The sequence below is a fragment of the Amycolatopsis sp. NPDC059021 genome, assembly GCF_042739895.1.
Classification (GTDB): domain Bacteria; phylum Actinomycetota; class Actinomycetes; order Mycobacteriales; family Pseudonocardiaceae; genus Amycolatopsis.
The window spans coordinates 1-17,934 of record NZ_JBHYIQ010000005.1; the positions used below are offsets into that span (position 1 = coordinate 1).

The window sequence follows — 17,934 nt, forward strand, 5'->3', positions numbered from 1 at the left end:
GGGTTGTGAACTCCCCGGCCCCGGCCCCCCCCCCCCCCGCGCGGTCGCGGGGCGCTCCTGGTGTGGGGGGCGCCCCCCCGGCGCCCCCAGTCCCTCAAGGAGGCCCCCACGGACCTGGAGTCCACAGAGGACAGTGTGGCGTCAGGGTGTGGCGGTGGCCCGGTGCACGGGGCCGTGCGCGGTGTCGCAGTGCTCCCCGGGGCGGCGCGGTCCCGGCGTGGCGTGGTCGACCTGCAGTGTCGTGTGCTCGATGTCGTGCTTGGCCGCCAGCAGCGTGGCCAGGTCGGTGCGCACGGCGTGGCAGTCACGGCCCGGCCGCACCAGGACGTGCGCCGACAGCGCGGGCTGACCGGACGTGATCTCCCAGATGTGCAGGTCGTGCACCTCGGACACGTCCGGCCTGCCCGCCATGACCTGCCCGATCGCGACCGGGTCGAGCCCCGCGGGTGCCGCTTCGAGGATGATCCGGCTTGACTCGCGGACGAGCGAGACCCCGGCCTTGATCATCAGCGCGACGACGACGAGTGACGCGATGGCGTCCGCGCGGGCGAATCCGGTCAGCAGCATCACCAGTCCCGCGACCGCGGTGGCGATGAACGCGAACAGATCGTTGAGGATGTGCTGGAACGCGCCCTCGACGTTGAGGCTGGAGCGGTTGGCCTTGCTGATCATCCACGTCGCGGCGACGTTGACCACGACACCGGCGAGCGCGGTCACCAGCACCAGACCGCCGGTGACCTCCGGCGGTGTGATCAGCCGCTCGATCGCCTCGTAGGCCAGCCACGCGGCCAGCAGGAGCAGGGTGAGGCCGTTGGCCAGCGCGGAGAGGATCTCGGCGCGCTTCCAGCCGTAGGTCATCCGGCCCTTGGCCGGTAACGCGGCGAGCCGGATCGCCCAGACGGCGAGCGCGATGGCGGCGGCGTCGGTCAGCATGTGCGCCGCGTCGGACAGCAGGGCCAGCGAGCCCGCCGCGATCCCGATCCCGACCTCGGCGGCCATGAACGCCACGATCAGGCCCAGCGCGCCCAGCAGCCAGCGCTGATCGGCGTTGGCCTGCACGCCGTGCCCGTGGCCGCTGTGGCCGTGTCCGCTGCTCACGTCTTCGTCCTCCCGATCGCCTCGATCCATCTGCGAATATATGCGCATATCTCTATATGTTCAAGACGTGACTACGCTCCGCTGGTGTGACCTGGTGCACCCGCCGGGGTCAGGGGGCGACGGCCTGGCCCGCCTTGGCCCAGTTGCCGTGCAGTGTGTCGAGATAGGTCTGCACCTGCGGGCCCGGTTTGGTGCCGCGGGCGATCGTCTTCATGGTCCCCGGCCCGGCGTTGTAGCCCACCGCGAGCAGGTCGGTGGTGCTCTGGCCCTGGTGTGCCGAGGGGAGCTGGGCGGCGAGGTCGTGCAGGTACCAGGCGGCGGCCTGGATCGCCAGGTCCGGGTCGTCCGGCAATTCCTGCCATTCCCGGTTCGCGAACGGCCTGCCCTTTTTGGTCTCGTCGTAGGCGGCTTTGTGCATATTGGCGATTCCGAACGCGGCGTCCGGTTTCATTTTCTGCCAGGCGCGTTCCAGGTCCGGATCATGCGGTTTGTAGGACTCGTTGTACAGAATCGCCATGACGAGCTGCGCCTCGACGCCGGCTTCGCGGGCGCGGGCGACGACCTGCTTCGCGAAGCGGGCCGGATCCTGGTTCGTGCTGGTGGGCGCGGCCGAGGACGAGGCGGGTGTGCTCGTGGTGGCCGGTGGCGGGGCCGCCTTCGGGGGCGTCCCGTCGCATCCCGCTACCAGGAGCGCGGCCGACACGAGCACCCACCGGACCACCTTCACATCCGCGAGCCTAGCGAAACTAGGTGATGACCTTGTCGAGGTCCCCGTCCAGGAGCAGTTGCGGGACCTGGCTGAACGCCCAGCCGCCGGCGGTCCGGGTGAACACCCAGACGACGTCGAAGCGCTCGTCCGGCCACTTCGCGGGCGGAGCGGGGGTGACGGCGCCGAGGTGCTGGACGATGTCCGGGATTTCCTCGTGCTGCCAGGAAACCAGTGTCGCACCGTGGAGACTGGTGAGCTTCGCGGCCAGCGCCTTCTCGTCGCCCTTGGCGAATGGCGTCTGCAACTGGACGCCGAGCCGCGCCGCGACCGGTGTCACCGTCTGCGAAGGGCGCTGGCTCTTGTCGCCGTTGGGCGCGGCCGCGTAGACGGCGGCGGGACGTGCCAGCCCTGCCCGGATCGCGCCGCTCGCCGGGGCGAACAGTTCGACCAGCGCGCCCGCTCGCGTCCAGCCGCGCACGGTCAGCGAGCCGTCACTTTGCTCGCCGTCCGCGGTGACGCCCTGGGCGGGAGAGGAGCCGTCGGGTTTCTCCGCGTGCCGGATGATCATGATCGTGTCCGCGCCCTGCTGGGGACTCTCGGCCGGGACTGCCGCGGTGGCGGTCGCTTTTCCGCAGGCCGCGAGGACCGGGCCCGCCGCGACGGCGGCGCCGAAAATTCCGAGTACCCGCCGACGTGATGTCGTGTTCACACCATTCTCCCCGTTGTTTCCGGAATTCCGGACGCGGCGCCGTGAAAATGCTCCGGTGGCCGGAATATGCGATTTCGTTTCCGGTCCGTCGCTCGGACACGATAACGGAATTCCCGGGGAACGTGGTGCTGAAGCACCACGCCGGTGGCCCTCGTGCCGGGGTCGGGCGTTGCGGAATTACGTAGTTACGTAATATCATCGCTCATGAGTGAGCACGAGGAACTGGCCGAGCGCGTCACCGCCTTGGAGGAGCGGATGGCGTTGCTGGAGGGAGCACGGGAGCGTCCGGCGGGGCCCGATCCGGAGGCGTTCTGGGCTCTGCGCGGGTTTCAGGAACGGTTGCGGGATCCCGACGGGGGCGTGCTGTTCACCGGGTCGGTGCGGCTGCCGACCGGGGAGTTCTACGAATGGCAGCGCGGCGCGCCTGCGGCGGACCTGCTGACGCGGGACTGGTCGGAGCTGAGCGGCGCGTTCGCCGCGCTCGGGCATCCGGTGCGGCTGTTGCTGCTGCGGCAGGTGCTCGGCGGCGCGCGCACGGTCGCCGAGCTGCGGGAGCACGAATCGCTGGGGACGACGGGGCAGCTCTATCACCATCTCCGGCAGCTGGTCGCCGCCGGCTGGCTGCACGCGGGCGGGCGCGGTCAGTACACCGTGCCGGGGACGCGGGTGGTGCCGTTGCTCGTGCTGCTCGCCATCGGGGCGGATCCGGGATGAGCACGGGAAGGGGAGAATCATGACGAACCGCCGGACATTCCTCGCGGGAGCGGGGATCGCGGCACTCGGCGCGGTGGCACCGGGGATCGCGAACGCGGGCACCACGGACAGACTCAAGTCCCTTGTGGACAGTCAGCTGGCCGACGCTGCCGGGAAAGGGTATCCCAGCCTGGTGATCGGCCTGTTCGACCGGCACGGGCAGTACGTCGCGGGCACCGGGGACAGCGGTCAGCCCGACGGCGGCAGGCCCGGCGGGCGGACGATCTACCAGATCGGGTCCATCACCAAGACGTTCACCGGGCTCGCCGTCGCGCTGGAGGTCGTCCACGGACGGCGTCGTTTCGAGGACCCGCTCCAGCGTTACCTGCCGGGCCGGCTGCGCCTGCCCACCTGGCAGGGCAAGGAGATCACGATCGGCGACGTCGCGACGCACACGTCCGGTATCCCGTCCTTCCCGGAGAGCTGGGCGAAACGGCCGGACATCGATTGGCGCGACCCGTACGCGATCTTCACGCTGAAAGACGTGGCCACGGCCCTGCGGGAGACCACCTTGCCCAGGGAACCGGGCAAGGTCTTCGACTACTCGAACCTGGCCACGGGACTGCAAGGCCAGTCACTCGCGATCGGGGAGGAGGCGGCGTACGAGTCGGTCGTCCGGCCGCGCATCACCGGTCCGCTCGGCCTGCGGGACACCAGCACGGCGCTCACCGGCGAGCAATGCCGCCGCAAGGCCACCGGGCACGACGAAACCGGGGCGAGCACGCCGGACTGGCACGTCCGGACCTGTGCCGCCGCCGGTGCCCTGTACGGGACGGTGGACGACCTGCTGCGCTACGTCCGCGCCTACCTCGCCCCGGCACGGGGCCCGCTCGGCGAGGCGATGCGGCTCGTGCGGCAGCCGCGGGTCGCCGTCGATCCGGCGCGGAACATCGGCGTGAACTGGATCCTGCAGCCGCTGCCGCGCAGCGGTAAGCAGCTGGTGTGGCACAACGGTGGTACCGGGGGATTCCGGAGTTTCGCCGGGTTCTGCCCGGGCAGCGGAACGGGTGTCGCCGTCCTGACGAACATCGCCAAGGAGGTCGACCCGATCGCGGTCGAACTGCTGGACGCCGTCAGCGGTCCGTAATTCGCTTGAGGTCGCCACGGGTTGGCGCTGGACTGTCGCCGGGCATCACGAGCCGTGGTGCCCGGCGATCAGGGGGAGGCAGCGCAGCGGTGAAGATCCGTTCCACGACCGATCAGGACTTCGACGTCTTCAACGACACCCTTCATGCCGCGTTCGGGCGGTTCCCGGAAAACCCGGCCGGGGGCGGCGGGATCTGGTCGGCGCTCGAAATGGAGCGTGGCCTGCTCGCCATGTCGGCCGACGGCCGCCCGATCGGCACCGCGGCCGATTACGCCTTCGAGCTGACACTGCCCGGGGAGACCACCGTTCCGGCCGCCGGGCTGACCGCCGTCGGTGTCCTGCCGTCGTACCGGCGCCAGGGTGTGCTCAGCGCGATGATGCGGCATCAGCTCACCGAGTTGCGGGCCCGAGGGGAACTCCTCTCCGTGCTGCTGGCCTCCGAAGCCCCGATCTACGGCAGGTTCGGCTACGGACCGGCGACCTACACACGGCGGCTGACGGTGCAGCGCCACCAGGCAGCCTTTGCACAGCCCCGTGGCACGGCCGATGGTCCGGCGCCCGGCTCCATCGAGGTGCTGCGACGTGCCGAGTGCGGCGAAATCCTGGAGGAGGTCTACGACCGGTACCGCCGCGCGCAGCCCGGCGCGCTGTCCCGGCCGCACCGTTGGTGGGCCTCGGGCGCGGGGCAGCCCCCGATCTCGTTCGCTCCGCGGTACATCGCCGTTCACCGGGACGCGGGTGGCGCCGCGGACGGGTACGCCAGCTACCTGCTCGCCGAGTCGGGCACCTTGACGGTCGACGAGATCATCACCACCGCCGACGCCGTCTTCACGGAACTGGCGCGATTCGTGCTCGAACACGACCTCGGCACGCGGGTCGTGTTCAAGCAGTTCCCGCCCGAGCATCCGCTGCGGTGGCAGCTCGCGGACTTCCGGGCCGGCCAGGTGAGTGACGACACCGACTGGCTCTGGGTGCGGCTGGTGGACGTCCCCCGTGCGCTGACCGCGCGTGGCTGGTTCACCGACGGCGAACTCGTGCTCGACGTCGACGACCCGTTCCTCGGCGAGCGCGGTCGCTACCTGCTGACCGTCCGGAACACCCACGCCGGTTGCGTCCCGACGGACCGGGAGCCGGACCTGTCCCTGGACGTGCGCGACCTGGGCTCGGTCTACCTCGGCGGAACCGCCCCGAGCACGCTCGTGCGGGCCGGGCACATCCGGGCCCACCGCCCGGGCGCGGCCGCTCTCGCCGACGCTCTCTTCCGCACCGAGCGTGCTCCGCATTGCCTGCACTGGTTCTGACCGCGCGCTCACGTTATGACGATCTCGCTATAACACCAGCCTGATTGGGCATTGGACGGGCATGGCTGCGCGGGGCCACGATGCGGGCACCAGGACCGGAGGTGGCCGTGACGGCAGTGCGCACGAGTTGGTGTTTCATCGATGGGGATTACGTCGAGGAGGCGGATACCTGCTTCCCGAACGTGAGCCCGGTCGACGGCGGGCCCGTTTCCCAGGTCGCCGCGGCGGGCCGCCCGCTGGTCGACCGGGCCGTCGCCGCGGCGCGTAAGGCGTTCGACGGCACGTGGGGCGCGATGGGAGTCCCGGAGCGGGCGGAGCTGCTGCGCCGGATAGCCCGGCGGATCGAAGAGCGGGCGGACGACCTCGCGTGGGCCGAGGTCGAGGACACCGGCAAACCTTGGGCGCAGGCAAGGGATTTCGAGGTCGGCCGAGCCGCGGCGAACTTCGCCGCGTTCGCGGACGTCATCGCGGCGACGGGACTCGACTCGTACCTCACCGAGTTGCCCGGCGGGCGGCGCGCGCTGAACTACGCGGTACGCAAACCCCTCGGCGTGGTCGCGGTGATCGTGCCGTGGAACCTGCCGCTGCTGTTGCTGACCTGGAAGGTCGCCCCGGCACTGGCCTGCGGGAACACCGTGGTCGTCAAACCGTCGGAGGAGACGCCGTCGAGCGCGGCCCTGCTCGCCGAGATCCTCGCCGAAGCCGGTGTCCCGGACGGGGTGTATAACGTCGTGCACGGCTTCGGAGCGGGCTCCGCCGGGGAACTGCTCACCACTCACCCCAGCGTGGACGGCATCACGTTCACCGGCGAATCCGCCACCGGCGCGGCGATCATGCGGGCCGCGTCCGCCCGCGTGCGGCCGGTTTCGTTCGAACTGGGCGGCAAGAACGCGGCGGTGGTGTTCGACGACGCCGACCTCGAACGGACCGTCGACGGCCTCGCGCGCTCGGTGTTCACCAACACCGGGCAGGTGTGCCTGTGCACCGAACGGATCTACGTCCAGCGTGGCGTCTTCGACGAAGTGGTCGCCGGACTCGCGGGCGCCGCGAAACGGCTGCGGCTCGGCAGGCCCGAGGATCCGATGACCACCACGGGGCCACTGATCTCGGTGGCACACCGGGAAAAGGTACTGTCCTATGTGGATCAGGCGAGGATCGACGGCGCCGAGGTGGTGACCGGTGGCGGCGTGCCGGAACTCGGTGACGACCTCACCGGGGGCGCCTGGATCGAGCCGACTCTGTGGACCGGGCTCGATCACGGCTCCCGGGTGCTGCGCGAGGAGGTGTTCGGCCCGGTCGCCGCGCTGATGCCGTTCGACACCGAGGAAGAGGCCGTCGCCTTGGCCAACGACACCGACTACGGGCTGGCCGCCGCCGTGTGGACGACCGATCTGGAACGCGGCCACCGGGTCGCCCAGCGGATGCGGGCCGGGATGTCCTGGGTGAACACGTGGTACCTGCGCGACCTGCGGTCCCCGTTCGGCGGTTCCGGGCTCTCCGGCATCGGCCGCGAAGGCGGCGCGCACTCGCTCGCGTTCTACAGCGAGCCGACGAATGTGTGCGTGCAGCTGTGAGCGGGGCGGACGCGCGAGTGGTGGCGGGCAAGGCGAAACCCCGCGGCAGGTTCCCGCACGTGCGGCTGGCGGGCGGGTTCGCGTTCGTGTCCGGGACGAGCAGCCGCCGTCCGGACAACACGATCGCGGGCGCCGAGGCAGACGCGATGGGCACGACCCGGCTCGACATCCGGGCGCAGACCACCGCGGTGATCGAGAACATCGGGGAGATCCTCGCGGACGCCGGGGCGAGCCTCGCCGACGTCGTCCAGGTGACCGCGTATCTGGTGAACATGAACGATTTCGCCGGATATAACGAGGTCTACGGGAGCTTCTTCGACGAAACCGGCCCGGCGAGGACGACCGTCGCGGTGCATCAGCTGCCGCATCCGCACCTGCTCATCGAAATCCAGGCGGTGGCGCTGCTCCCGGAGTCATAGCCGTTCCCGGATCTCGGCGGCCACCGCGCGCAGGCAGCCCAGCAGCAGGCTCGTGGTCGGGCTCGCGGACCGGTTGCGGGGGAGGGTGACCCCGACGAGCCTGCTCACCGAGGGCAGCAGCGGCGGAAGCAGCGCGAGTTCGCCGGAGCCGGTCGCCACGAGCATCGGCAGCGCCGCGATAGCGTCGGTCTCGACGAGCAGGGTCTGCAACGTCATCATGCAGGTGCATTCGACGCGGTTCTCCGGAATCGGGATGCCCTCGGCGAAGAAGACCTGCTCGAGTTCTTCGCGCAGCGCCGTTTCCCGCACCGGGACGATCCACGGATAGCCGAGCAGATCGGCCCAGCCGGGCGAGGACAGTTCCTGCGCGGGGTGACCGGCGCGGGTCACCAGCCGGACCGGCTCGTGGTACAGCCGCTGCTGGGTGACGTGCTCGCGGTCGTTCGACGTGGTCAGCCTGCCCACCATCAGGTCGATCCGGCCGGTGAGCAGTTCAGTGTGCAGGGTGTCCGGAGTCGCTTCGCGGACGACGACGGTGACCTGCGGCCGTTCGCGCTTGAGCCGCGCGATCGCGCGCGGCAGCAGCACGTTCGACCCGGCGAGGTGGGTGCCGACGGTGACGGTGCCGACCTGCGCGGAGGCGAGCTCGCCGAGATGCTGCCCCGCCGTGCGGACCTGGGCGAGGATGGTCTGGGCGTGGTCGATGAACGCGGTGCCGTAGATGGTCGGGGTGACCCCGCGCGGTCCGCGTTCGAACAGCTCGGCGCTGAGGATCGTCTCCAGTTCGCGCAGGCCGCGGGTCACCACCGGCTGGGTGACGTGCAGCTGCCGGGCCGCGCGCAGCACGCTGCCGTGCTCCGCGATGGTCGTGACGAGCACGAGATGCCGCAGTTTGAGCCGTCCGTCGAGCAGCTTGTCCGGATCCATCGCACCGCCCTTCCTCGCTATGACGATCCGAGCATATCCATGACGCGCAATGCTATTGGTCAGGCATGGCCCGGATGCGCGAGCATCGGAGCGGAACAGAGTTCGGCAAAGGAGGCGACTTGTCCGAGATTCCCCCGGTGATCGACTTCGTGGCGTGGGTCGAGGAGAACCGGCACCTGCTCGTGCCGCCGGTCAACAACAAGCAGCTGTGGACGCGGACGGGGGACTTCATCGTGATGGTCGTCGGCGGTCCCAACCGGCGCACCGATTTCCACGTCGATCCCTACGAGGAATGGTTTTATCAGCTCGAGGGCGCCATGCACGTCGATCTGATGACCGGCGACGGTCCGCGCACCGTGGAGATCGGCGCGGGCTCGATGTGGCTGCTGCCCGGCAATGTGCCGCATTCGCCGCAGCGGCCGGATCCGGACTCGATCGGGATCGTGATCGAGCGGATCCGCGAGGAGGGCACGCTGGAGAAATTCCAGTGGTACTGCCCGGAGTGCGCCGCGCTGGTGCACGAGGTCGAACTCCAGGTGCGGGACATCGTCGACGATCTTCCCCCGGTGTTCCAGCGGTTCTACGACGACGAAGCGGCCAGGACCTGCCGGGCGTGCGGCGCGCTGCATCCGGGCAAGGGCTGAGCGGGATTCCGGCAGCAGGATTCACGAGAAGGGTTTCAGGGGTTGGCACGGGTACCGGTCATCGACGCGCACACGCACTACGTCCCCCGGGGCTGGCCCGATCTCGGGGACGGCTGGCCGTGGCTGCGCGTCGAGTCCGAAAAGGACGCCATGATCATGCTGCGGTCCCAGGAGTTCCGGCGGATCCGGAGTGACTGCTGGGACGCCGGCGAGCGGCTCGAAGCCATGGACGCCGACGGCGTGGACGTCCAGGTCGTGTCGCCGACGCCGGTGTTCTTCTCCTACCTCCGGCCGGGTGCCGAAGCGGCGAAGGCGGCGCGGATCTTCAACGATCTGGCGCTGGAGATCTGCGCGCCCGCGCCGGACCGGATGCTGCCGTTCTGCCAGGTCCCGTTGCAGGATCCGGACGCCGCGTGCGCCGAGCTGGATCGCTGCCTCGCCGCCGGGCACCGCGGCGTCGAGATCGGGAACCACGTGGGCGACCGGGATCTCGACGACGCCGGGATCGTCACGTTCCTCCAGCACTGCGCCGCCGTCGGGGCGCCGGTGTTCGTGCACCCGTGGGACATGCCGGGCTCGCCGAGGCTGGACCGCTGGATGTCGCAGTGGCTCACCGGGATGCCCGCCGAAACCCACCTGTCGATCCTCGCGCTGGTGCTGGGCGGGGTGTTCGACCGGCTGCCCCGCTCGCTGCGGCTGTGTTTCGCGCACGGCGGCGGCTCGTTCCCGTTCTGGGTCGGCCGGATGGACAACGCCTGGCACCAGCGTCCCGACGTGTTCGGCTCGTCGGAGTTCCCGCCCTCGCACTACCTCGACCGCTTCAGCGTGGACTCGGTCGTGTTCGACGAGCGGGCGCTGCGGCTGCTGGTCGACACGATGGGCGCGGACCACGTCCTGCTGGGCAGCGACTACCCGTACCCGCTGGGGGAGCGGCCGGTCGGCGAGGTGGTGCGCAAGGCGACCTTCCTCGCCGACGCGGACCGCCGGATGCTGCTCGGGGGCAATGCGGCGGAGTTCCTCGGCTTGCCCTGAAAGTGTTGTCAGGCCACGGTTTCCACAGTGCCGAGGTCCGCGGGCCGGTCGTCCTGCCGTGACTCGGCGGGCACGGTGACGAACCAGGTGGCCGCCGCCCCGGCGAAGGCCACGATGGCGGCGATGAGGAAGACGTGGTTCAGGCCCGTGGTGAAGGCGGTGTCGACGGCTTCGGCCAGCGCGGCTCGTTGCGGCTCGGGCGTCGCGGCGAGCAGGCCGGGCGTGCCGCCCCCGGCCACGGCCGCGGCGAACCCCGGATTTCCCGCTCCCGCACCGGAAACGGCGAGGCTCGTTGCGACATGGCGGGTGAACAGGACGCCGAGGATCGCGATGCCGAGCGCGTTCCCGAGCTGAGCGAACGTGGAGTTGGCGCCGGCCGCCATGCCCGCGCGTTCCGGCGGCACGACGCTCATCGCGGTCGAGGACAGCCGGGGGCTCGCGATACCGACGCCGAGACCGCCGACCAGGAGCCCTGGCAGCAACGCCGTGCCGGTGGAATCCTTGTCCAGTCCGAGGAAGAGCAGAACGCCGATGCCGCCGATGACGAGTCCCGCGCCGATCTGCGCCCGCGCGGAGAGCCGGGGCGTGAGGTGCTTGCCAGCGAGCGGGGAGACGACCAGCGCCACCAGGCTCAGCGGCAGGAAGGTCAGCCCGACCTCGACCGGGGAGAACCCGAGCACCGACTGCAGCCACAGCGCGAGGAACAGGAACAGCGAAAAGAGCGCGAACGGCATCGTCATCGCCGCGAACGAGATGGCCGGGAACGCGGGCCGGGTGAACAGTTTCAGGTCCAGCATCGGCTCGGCGCGCCGCCATTCGACGACCACGAACGCGGCGAGCGCCAGCGCGGCCAGCGGGTACATCCACGGCGACCACGAGGCGGTGCCGGTCAGGCCGAGCAGCAGCGCCGCCATCGCGACCGAGAAGGTCAGCACCCCGGCCCAGTCGATGCGCCGTGCCCCCGGATCGGCCGACTCGGCCAGTACCCGCAGCGCCAGCAGGATCGCAATCACGCTGATCGGCACGTTCACCAGGAAGATCCACCGCCAGCCGAGGTGCTCGGTGAGCACTCCGCCGAGGATGGGGCCGATCGACGTCGCCACGCCGTTCACCGCGCCCCAGATGCCGTAGGCGATCCCGCGCTCGCGCCCGCGATAGCTGTTGCTCAGCAAGGCCAGCGTGGTCGCGAACATCAGTGCGCCGCCCACGCCCTGCAAGCCGCGCGCCACGACGAGCATCGCCGGTGTCGCGGCGAGTCCGCAGCCCAGCGACGCGGCCGCGAAGAGTGCGAGCCCGGCGACGTAGGTCCGCCGCCTGCCCCGCAGGTCGGCCAGCGAGCCGGCGGAGAGCAGCAGTACCACCAGGCCGAGCACGTAGCCGTCGACGACCCACTGCAGATCGCCGAAGCCCGCGTGCAGGTCCACGGCCACCGCCGGGAGCGCGACGTTCACGATGGTGATGTCCAGTAACAGCATGAACGTGCCGAGGCAGACGGCCGTCAACGGCCACCAGTTGCGCATCTGTCCTATCTCCCAGGAAAGTTCCGGAGGCCACCGACGGCCTCGATCGGGAACTGGATATCAGTGCACTCGCCGCTCACTGCGCAATTTTCGGCCTGATATGCTGGATTCCTCCATGAAGAACACAGAAGCAGTGGATTACGACATCCTCGACGACACGGATCAGGCGCTGGTCGCGGCGCTGCGCGTCGACGGCCGTGCCTCCTGGACCCAGCTCGCCGCCGTGCTGGGTGTCTCGGAGCAGACGGTGGCGCGCCGGTACCGGCGGCTGCACTCGGCCGGGCTGCTGCGGGTCGTCGGCATTCCGATCGGCAGGCGCCTCGGCTATTCCGAATGGCTCTTCCGCATCCAGTGCACGCCGAACACGGCACCGGCGGTCGCGCTGGCGCTGGCCGGGCGGCCGGACATCCTGTGGATCGACCTGCTGGCCGGCGGCACCGAGATCATCTGTTTTCCGCACGCCCGCTCGGTGCGGGAACGCAACGATCTGCTGCTGGAGAAGCTTCCCCGCAGCGGCCGGGTGGTCGGGGTGTCGGCGCAGTCGGTGCTCCGCCACTTCTTCCGGGAACCCGCGCCGGTTCCGCCGGGCGCGGCCTCGCCGCGTCTCGACGAGGACGACGAACTGCTGCTGCGCGCGCTGGCCAGGGACGGCCGCGCGACCTACACCGAACTGGCCGAGGTGACCGGGCGCTCCGAAACCACGGTCAAGCGCAGGTTGGAGCAGCTCATCGGCGTGGGGGCGGTGGCCTTCGCCCCGGAGATCGATCCGTCGCTGCTCGGCATGGAGACCGAGGCCGTGCTGTGGCTTTCGGTGGCGCCCGCCGATCTCGACCACGTCGGCCGGACTATGAGCGGGCACCCGGAAATCAGCTACGTCGCGGCGATCACCGGTCCGGCCAACCTGGTCGCCATGCTCGTCTGCCGGGACGCCGACGCTTTCTACGACTACCTGACCACCACGCTGGGCGCCATGCCCGAGGTGCGGACGGTCGAGACGAGCCCGCTGATCCGCAACGTCAAGCGCTCCGGTTTCGTCAAGGACGGCGTCCGGCTGCTGGACCCGCCGGAGCTCCATCGACGCTCCTGAGGACGTGCTCGCGGAAACCGGCCGACGCGGGCGGGAGGGCGCGGTCGGCGATCCAGGCCAGCCCGATGTCGCGGCTGCTCTGGACGTCGGTGACGGTGAGGTGCGGTGCCAGCGGCTCGGTGCCGGACGACGGGAACGTCGCGGTCTGGGGAAGGGGGAGCAGGGAGACGCCGAGCCCGGCGGTGACGAGGCCGCGCAGCGTCTCGACTTCCTCACCCTCGAAACCGACGCGGGGTACGAAGCCCGCTTCGCGACACAGCCGCTCCGTGGTGTCGCGAAGGCCGTAGCCGGGCCGCAGCAGCACGAACGTCTCGTCCGCGACCTCGGCGAGGCGGATCCGCCTGCGCCCGGCGAGCCGGTGGCGCGGGGGCACGGCCAGCCGTAGCGGCTCGACGAGCAGGCGCTTCCAGCGGATGGCCGGATTGCCCGGGTCGCCGCTGGTCAGCACGAGGTCGACGCCGCCGTCGAGCAGTTCGCGCACGAGCCCCTCCTCGCCGTGCTGGTGCAGCTCGAACCGGGTTTTCGGGAACCTGTCGCGAAAACCGCTCAGCAGCGGCGGGACGAGCCAGGTGCCGAGGGTGTGCAGGAAGGCCAGCGGGACGAGGCCCGCCTCGGGGTCGATCATGTCCTGGACCGCCCGCAGACCGCGGTCGTAGTCCTCGAGCAGCGCGTCGACGTGCCCGGCGAAGACGGTCCCGACCGGGGTCAGCCGCAGCGCCCGGCCGACGCGCTGGAACAGCTCCGCGCCGGCCTCCCGTTCGATCTTGTCCAGCGCGCGGGAGAGCGCGGGTTGTGTCACGTTCGCCTGGGCCGCGGTCTCCGTCACGGTCGCGCCGCGTGCCACCGCCTGGAAGAGACGCAGTACCTGGAGGTCCATACGGTTCATGCTTCCAGGACATGGATTCGACGTCTATAAGGCATTGGACGCATACGGCAAACCGCGCGAGGATGATCTCGGAACGTCAGCGGAGGGCAAGGGAGGACGACGATGGCCACGGTGGCCGAGCAACTGGTGCGGATCCTGCGGGATTCCGGGGTGCGCCGGATCTACGGGATCGTCGGCGACAGTCTCAACCCGATCGTGGATGCCGTGCGCCGCACGGAAGGTATCGATTGGGTACATGTGCGGCACGAGGAGACCGCGGCGTTCGCGGCGGCGGCCGAGGCACAGCTGACCGGCGAGCTCGCGGTGTGCGCGGGCAGCTGCGGGCCCGGCAACCTGCACCTGATCAACGGGCTCTACGACGCGCACCGCAGCGGCGCCCCGGTGCTGGCGATCGCTTCGCACATCCCGTCGCCGCAGATCGGGACCGGGTTCTTCCAGGAGACGCACCCGGACCGCCTGTTCGCCGAGTGCAGCCACTACAGCGAGCTGGTCTCGCAGCCCGAGCAGATGCCGCGCCTGCTGCGGATCGCCATGCAGACCGCGGTCGGCAAGGGCGGGGTGTCGGTGCTCAGTATTCCCGGCGACGTCTCCGAGCGGAAGGCGGCGGTGGCGGGGTTCGAGCGGATCACGCCGGTGACGCCGTCGCCCGTCGTGCCCTCCGCCGACCGGATCGCCGAACTGGCGAAGGTGCTGAACTCCGGCGAGAAGGTGATGCTCTTCGCCGGTGCGGGCACCCGGGGCGCGCACGCCGAGGTGATGGCGCTCGCCGACACGCTCGCCGCGCCGGTCGGGCATTCGCTGGGCGGCAAGGAGTGGATCCAGTACGACAACCCGTACGACGTCGGCATGAGCGGCCTGCTCGGCTACGGCGCCTGCTACGACGCGATGCACGAGGCCGACCGGATCGTGCTGCTGGGCACGGACTTCCCCTACGACAACTTCCTGCCGCAGGCACGCACCGTCCAGATCGACCACGAGACGTCACGGCTGGGCAGGCGCACGCCGCTGGACCTCGCGGTGCACGGCGACGTCAAGGAAACCCTCCAGGCCGTGCTGCCGCTGCTGGAACGGCGTACCGACCGGTCCTATTTGGACAGGATGCTGCGCGAACACGCGCGGCGGCTGGAAAAGGTCGTCGACGCCTACACGAACAAGATCGAGCACCACACCCCGATCCACCCCGAGTACGCCGCCGACATCCTCGACGACCTCGCCGCCGACGACGCGGTCTTCACCGTGGACACCGGTATGGGCAACGTGTGGGCGGCCCGCTACCTCACCCCGAACGGGCGCCGCCGGGTGATCGGCTCGTTCCGGCACGGCAGCATGGCCAACGCGCTCCCGCACGCGATCGGCGCGCAGCTCTCGCATCCGGGCCGCCAGGTGGTGTCGATCTCCGGCGACGGCGGTCTCGCGATGCTGATGGGTGATCTGCTCACGCTGTCCACCTACGACGTCCCGGTCAAGGTGGTGTTGTTCAACAACGCCTCGCTGGGCATGGTGAAGCTGGAGATGCTGGTCGACGGCCTGCCCGACTACGAGACCGACCACGCCCCGGTGAACTTCAGCGCCATCGCGGCCGCCTGCGGCATCCACGCGACCCGGGTCGAGAAGCCGGGAGACGTGCGGGACGCGCTGGCCGAGGCGTTCGCCCACCCCGGTCCCGCGCTGGTCGAACTCGTCACCGATCCGAACGCGATGTCGATCCCGCCGAAGATCACCGGCGAGATGGTCCGGGGCTTCGCGCTCGCGGCGAGCAAGACGGTCCTCACCGGCGGCGTCGGCAAGATGGTCGAACTCGCGCGCAGCAACCTGCGCAACATTCCCCGCCCGTGACGCACGCCGCCATCGCGTGCCGTGAAGGGGTCCTTCCCAGCGCCCAGCGCCGGTAAGGACCCCTTCACGGCCCGCTGGTCACCAGCGTCAGGCCGAACTGCTGGAGCGCCTCGCCGACCGGCTGGAAGAACGTGACGCCGCCGGACGCGCAGTCGCCCGAACCGCCCGAGGTCATGCCCTGGGCCTGACCGCCGGACACGAACGGCCCGCCGGAGTCGCCGCCCTCCGCGCACGCCGTCGTCCTGGTCAGGCCACGCACGATCTTCCCGTTGCCGTAGTTCACGGTCTGGTTCAGCGCCTGGATCTCTCCACAGTGGAATCCGCTGGTGGAGCCGGAACGGCAGACCGTCGAACCGACGTCGGCGGGGGACGAGCCAGTGACCGGGATGACGGTCTGCCTGCTGCGCAGGACGGCGGGTTGGAGCCGGGCGTCCGGATCTGTCACGTCGACGAGGCCGAAGTCGCCGTCGCGGCCGAACGTGCTCTGGGTGATCGGCCCGATCTCGCCGCCGTCCGCGCCGACGGCGGTACCGCCCGCTTCGGTGCAGTGTCCCGCGGTGAGGAAATGCTTGCCGCCGCCGGAATCGGTCGCGGCGAAGCCGATGGAGCAGCGGGCCTGGCCGCCGCCGGCGGCGAAGGTGAACGGCGCGCCACCGACGATGTCGGCGAGCGGGCGGGGCCGGGCGGTGGCGCGCTGGACCCGGACGGCATCGCTCGCCTTCGCCCCCTTGAGGAACTGGGTGGTGCGCGCGTCCTGTCCGGCAGGGTCGACCTCGACGACGACGGCGTTGGACTTCGGTTCGACGTACCAGCCGGTGACGGCGTCTGGTGCGTTCGCCGCGAGCTGGTCGATGCGGTTCTTGGTGGCGGCGAGTGTCGTCATCGAATGAGTGACCACTGTGGACTCGATGCCGGTGGACCGCAGCCGGGCGGCCTGCCGCGGGTCGGTCACCCCGATGACCGGTTTCCCGGTGGCCGCGTCGAACCACGCGCCGGCGTAGCTGTCGCCGAGGCCCTGGCGTAGCTCCCGGATCCGTTGTGCTGCCGACGTTTCGCCGGCGAGCCGCTGCTTCACCTTGTCCGGCGGCAGCCTGAGGTCCCGTTGCAGGGCGTCGAGGACGTCGCCCCGTGCGGCGGCGGCCACGGCCGGCGTCGGCGCCGGGCGGGCGAGCGCGGGAACGGCGATGGCGGCCGCGAGGCCGGTGACGGCCGCCGCCGTGCAGATGATCGGGATGACTACCTTCCGCCGATAACGGTGTCGGCTCATGCGCCGGGCCTCCTCAGCTTCGCGGACTCTGATCATGGATACGGCCCCGCTCCCGATTCGGTTCACCCGAACTCCGGCGACCGGCGTTGCTCCAAACGGGGTCACGGTGCTTGACCGGACGAGTACCGGGGTACCCGGAACACGGAGAGGTGCCTGCGTGGAGGGGAACCGAGGATGACGGCGCCGCGGATCACGGTCGTGATCATCACCCACAACCGGCGCCGGCAGCTGATGGCGACACTGGCGCGGATGACGGCGCTGCCCGACGCCGCGCCGATCATCCTGGTGGACAACGGATCCACCGACGGCACCGCGGAAGCGGTGGCCGACACCCACCCCGACGTCCGGCTGATCCACCTCCAGGAGAACATCGGCGCCGTCGCGCGCAACGTGGCGGTGCGCCAGGTGCGGACCCCGTATGTGGCGTTCTGTGACGACGACACGAGCTGGCAGCCCGGTTCGCTGACCGTCGCCGCCGACACCCTCGACCGCTATCCCGCACTGGCCGCGGTCATCGGCCGCTGCCTGCTGGAACCGGACCTGGCCGAGGACCCGGTCATCCCGGGACTGCGCGCGTCCCCGGTGCCGGGACCCGCGTGGCTGCCGGGGCCCGCGCTGCTGAGCCTGCTGGCCGGCCTGTCGGCCTTCCGGGTGGCGGCGTTCACCGACGCGGGCGGGTTCTCGGCCCGGATGTGGCTGGGCGAGGAGGACGAGCTGCTCGCCCTCGACCTGGCCGCCCGCGGCTGGTGGCTGTGCTGGCTGGAGGACGTGGTGATCCACGCCCCGTCGCGGCTGCGCGACCCCGGGCACCGCCGCCGGATGCGGCTTCGCAACACCCTGTGGACGCTCTGGCTCCGGCGCCCGCTCCCGGTGGTCTTCTGGCGCACCGTCACCCTGCTGTCCACGGCACCCGCCGACCGCACCACGGCCGGGGCCCTGCTCGACGCGCTGCGTGGCCTGCCGTGGGTACTGCGGGAGCGCGCGGTGGTGCCCACGCAGGTCGAGTCCGGGCTCCGGCTGCTGGAACAACCGCGGCGTCCCGCCGAGCGCCGGGTCGCGGGCTGAAACCGTCCTTTGTGGACTCG

General features: G+C 70.6%; 17 protein-coding genes. 10 read left to right on the forward strand and 7 right to left on the reverse strand.

What is annotated here, in order from left to right; genetic code table 11:
• Nucleotides 1–141 precede the first annotated feature (141 nt).
• From ACFWX1_RS03820 to ACFWX1_RS03830, 3 genes are all read right to left on the reverse strand, one after another.
• Nucleotides 142–1,098, reverse strand: a complete 957-nt coding sequence (locus tag ACFWX1_RS03820; RefSeq protein WP_378383500.1) for a cation diffusion facilitator family transporter — start codon at nt 1,096–1,098, stop codon at nt 142–144.
• A 109-nt stretch (nt 1,099–1,207) separates the two neighbouring features.
• Nucleotides 1,208–1,825 carry a transglycosylase SLT domain-containing protein gene (locus tag ACFWX1_RS03825; protein WP_378383502.1) on the reverse strand — a complete coding sequence of 206 codons (618 nt, stop codon included), beginning with the start codon at nt 1,823–1,825 and terminating at the stop codon, nt 1,208–1,210.
• Between the two features lie 19 nt (nt 1,826–1,844).
• On the reverse strand, nt 1,845–2,516 hold the full coding sequence (locus ACFWX1_RS03830; RefSeq protein WP_378383504.1) for a hypothetical protein: 672 nt from the start codon (nt 2,514–2,516) through the stop codon (nt 1,845–1,847).
• A gap of 204 nt (nt 2,517–2,720) precedes the next feature.
• Between ACFWX1_RS03830 and ACFWX1_RS03835 the strand changes: the two genes are divergently transcribed.
• From ACFWX1_RS03835 to ACFWX1_RS03855, 5 genes are all read left to right on the forward strand, one after another.
• A complete protein-coding gene (locus ACFWX1_RS03835; protein ID WP_378383506.1) occupies nt 2,721–3,230 on the forward strand; it encodes an ArsR family transcriptional regulator in 510 nt (169 codons plus the stop codon).
• A 19-nt stretch (nt 3,231–3,249) separates the two neighbouring features.
• Nucleotides 3,250–4,356 (forward strand): serine hydrolase domain-containing protein, encoded by a 1,107-nt coding sequence (locus ACFWX1_RS03840; protein WP_378383508.1) that lies wholly within the window; start codon nt 3,250–3,252, stop codon nt 4,354–4,356.
• 89 nt (nt 4,357–4,445) lie between these two features.
• Nucleotides 4,446–5,657 (forward strand): GNAT family N-acetyltransferase, encoded by a 1,212-nt coding sequence (locus tag ACFWX1_RS03845; protein ID WP_378383510.1) that lies wholly within the window; start codon nt 4,446–4,448, stop codon nt 5,655–5,657.
• Nucleotides 5,658–5,764: 107 nt separating this feature from the next.
• The gene (locus ACFWX1_RS03850; protein WP_378383512.1) at nt 5,765–7,231 is read left to right on the forward strand and encodes a 2-hydroxymuconic semialdehyde dehydrogenase; all 1,467 of its coding nucleotides are present in this window, start codon (nt 5,765–5,767) and stop codon (nt 7,229–7,231) included.
• The gene (locus tag ACFWX1_RS03855; protein WP_378383514.1) at nt 7,228–7,650 is read left to right on the forward strand and encodes a RidA family protein; all 423 of its coding nucleotides are present in this window, start codon (nt 7,228–7,230) and stop codon (nt 7,648–7,650) included. The genes ACFWX1_RS03850 and ACFWX1_RS03855 overlap by 4 nt, the downstream gene beginning before the upstream one ends.
• On the opposite strand, the gene ACFWX1_RS03860 is transcribed toward ACFWX1_RS03855, so the two are convergent.
• Nucleotides 7,645–8,577, reverse strand: a complete 933-nt coding sequence (locus ACFWX1_RS03860) for a LysR substrate-binding domain-containing protein (RefSeq protein WP_378383516.1) — start codon at nt 8,575–8,577, stop codon at nt 7,645–7,647. The two genes, ACFWX1_RS03855 and ACFWX1_RS03860, sit on opposite strands and share 6 nt — an antisense overlap.
• A 119-nt stretch (nt 8,578–8,696) precedes the next feature.
• On the opposite strand from ACFWX1_RS03860, the gene ACFWX1_RS03865 reads away from it, so the two are divergent.
• Nucleotides 8,697–9,221 (forward strand): 3-hydroxyanthranilate 3,4-dioxygenase, encoded by a 525-nt coding sequence (locus tag ACFWX1_RS03865; RefSeq protein ID WP_378383518.1) that lies wholly within the window; start codon nt 8,697–8,699, stop codon nt 9,219–9,221.
• Between the two features lie 42 nt (nt 9,222–9,263).
• A complete protein-coding gene (locus tag ACFWX1_RS03870; protein WP_378383520.1) occupies nt 9,264–10,253 on the forward strand; it encodes an amidohydrolase family protein in 990 nt (329 codons plus the stop codon).
• A gap of 8 nt (nt 10,254–10,261) precedes the next feature.
• Here ACFWX1_RS03870 and ACFWX1_RS03875 read toward each other — a convergent pair whose 3' ends face one another.
• A complete protein-coding gene (locus tag ACFWX1_RS03875) occupies nt 10,262–11,773 on the reverse strand; it encodes an MFS transporter (RefSeq protein ID WP_378383522.1) in 1,512 nt (503 codons plus the stop codon).
• Nucleotides 11,774–11,888: 115 nt separating this feature from the next.
• Between ACFWX1_RS03875 and ACFWX1_RS03880 the strand changes: the two genes are divergently transcribed.
• Nucleotides 11,889–12,860 carry an Lrp/AsnC family transcriptional regulator gene (locus tag ACFWX1_RS03880; protein ID WP_378383524.1) on the forward strand — a complete coding sequence of 324 codons (972 nt, stop codon included), beginning with the start codon at nt 11,889–11,891 and terminating at the stop codon, nt 12,858–12,860.
• On the opposite strand, the gene ACFWX1_RS03885 is transcribed toward ACFWX1_RS03880, so the two are convergent.
• Nucleotides 12,808–13,746 (reverse strand): LysR family transcriptional regulator, encoded by a 939-nt coding sequence (locus ACFWX1_RS03885; RefSeq protein WP_378383526.1) that lies wholly within the window; start codon nt 13,744–13,746, stop codon nt 12,808–12,810. The two genes, ACFWX1_RS03880 and ACFWX1_RS03885, sit on opposite strands and share 53 nt — an antisense overlap.
• A 102-nt stretch (nt 13,747–13,848) precedes the next feature.
• On the opposite strand from ACFWX1_RS03885, the gene ACFWX1_RS03890 reads away from it, so the two are divergent.
• Nucleotides 13,849–15,582 carry a pyruvate dehydrogenase gene (locus ACFWX1_RS03890; RefSeq protein WP_378383528.1) on the forward strand — a complete coding sequence of 578 codons (1,734 nt, stop codon included), beginning with the start codon at nt 13,849–13,851 and terminating at the stop codon, nt 15,580–15,582.
• Between the two features lie 64 nt (nt 15,583–15,646).
• Here the strand turns inward: ACFWX1_RS03890 and ACFWX1_RS03895 are convergent, their stop codons facing one another.
• The gene (locus tag ACFWX1_RS03895) at nt 15,647–16,849 is read right to left on the reverse strand and encodes a S1 family peptidase (protein WP_378383530.1); all 1,203 of its coding nucleotides are present in this window, start codon (nt 16,847–16,849) and stop codon (nt 15,647–15,649) included.
• A 174-nt stretch (nt 16,850–17,023) separates the two neighbouring features.
• On the opposite strand from ACFWX1_RS03895, the gene ACFWX1_RS03900 reads away from it, so the two are divergent.
• On the forward strand, nt 17,024–17,914 hold the full coding sequence (locus tag ACFWX1_RS03900; protein WP_378383532.1) for a glycosyltransferase family 2 protein: 891 nt from the start codon (nt 17,024–17,026) through the stop codon (nt 17,912–17,914).
• The last annotated feature ends 20 nt before the right edge of the window (nt 17,915–17,934 follow it).

Coding starts and splice junctions, on each gene's coding strand:
- ACFWX1_RS03835 (WP_378383506.1), top strand. CDS start 2,721: ATGAGTGAGCACGAGGAACTGGCCGAGCGCGTCACCGCCTTGGAGGAG.
- ACFWX1_RS03840 (WP_378383508.1), top strand. CDS start 3,250: ATGACGAACCGCCGGACATTCCTCGCGGGAGCGGGGATCGCGGCACTC.
- ACFWX1_RS03860 (WP_378383516.1), bottom strand. CDS start 8,577: ATGGATCCGGACAAGCTGCTCGACGGACGGCTCAAACTGCGGCATCTC.
- ACFWX1_RS03875 (WP_378383522.1), bottom strand. CDS start 11,773: ATGCGCAACTGGTGGCCGTTGACGGCCGTCTGCCTCGGCACGTTCATG.
- ACFWX1_RS03880 (WP_378383524.1), top strand. CDS start 11,889: ATGAAGAACACAGAAGCAGTGGATTACGACATCCTCGACGACACGGAT.
- ACFWX1_RS03885 (WP_378383526.1), bottom strand. CDS start 13,746: ATGAACCGTATGGACCTCCAGGTACTGCGTCTCTTCCAGGCGGTGGCA.
- ACFWX1_RS03890 (WP_378383528.1), top strand. CDS start 13,849: ATGGCCACGGTGGCCGAGCAACTGGTGCGGATCCTGCGGGATTCCGGG.
- ACFWX1_RS03895 (WP_378383530.1), bottom strand. CDS start 16,849: ATGAGCCGACACCGTTATCGGCGGAAGGTAGTCATCCCGATCATCTGC.
- ACFWX1_RS03900 (WP_378383532.1), top strand. CDS start 17,024: ATGACGGCGCCGCGGATCACGGTCGTGATCATCACCCACAACCGGCGC.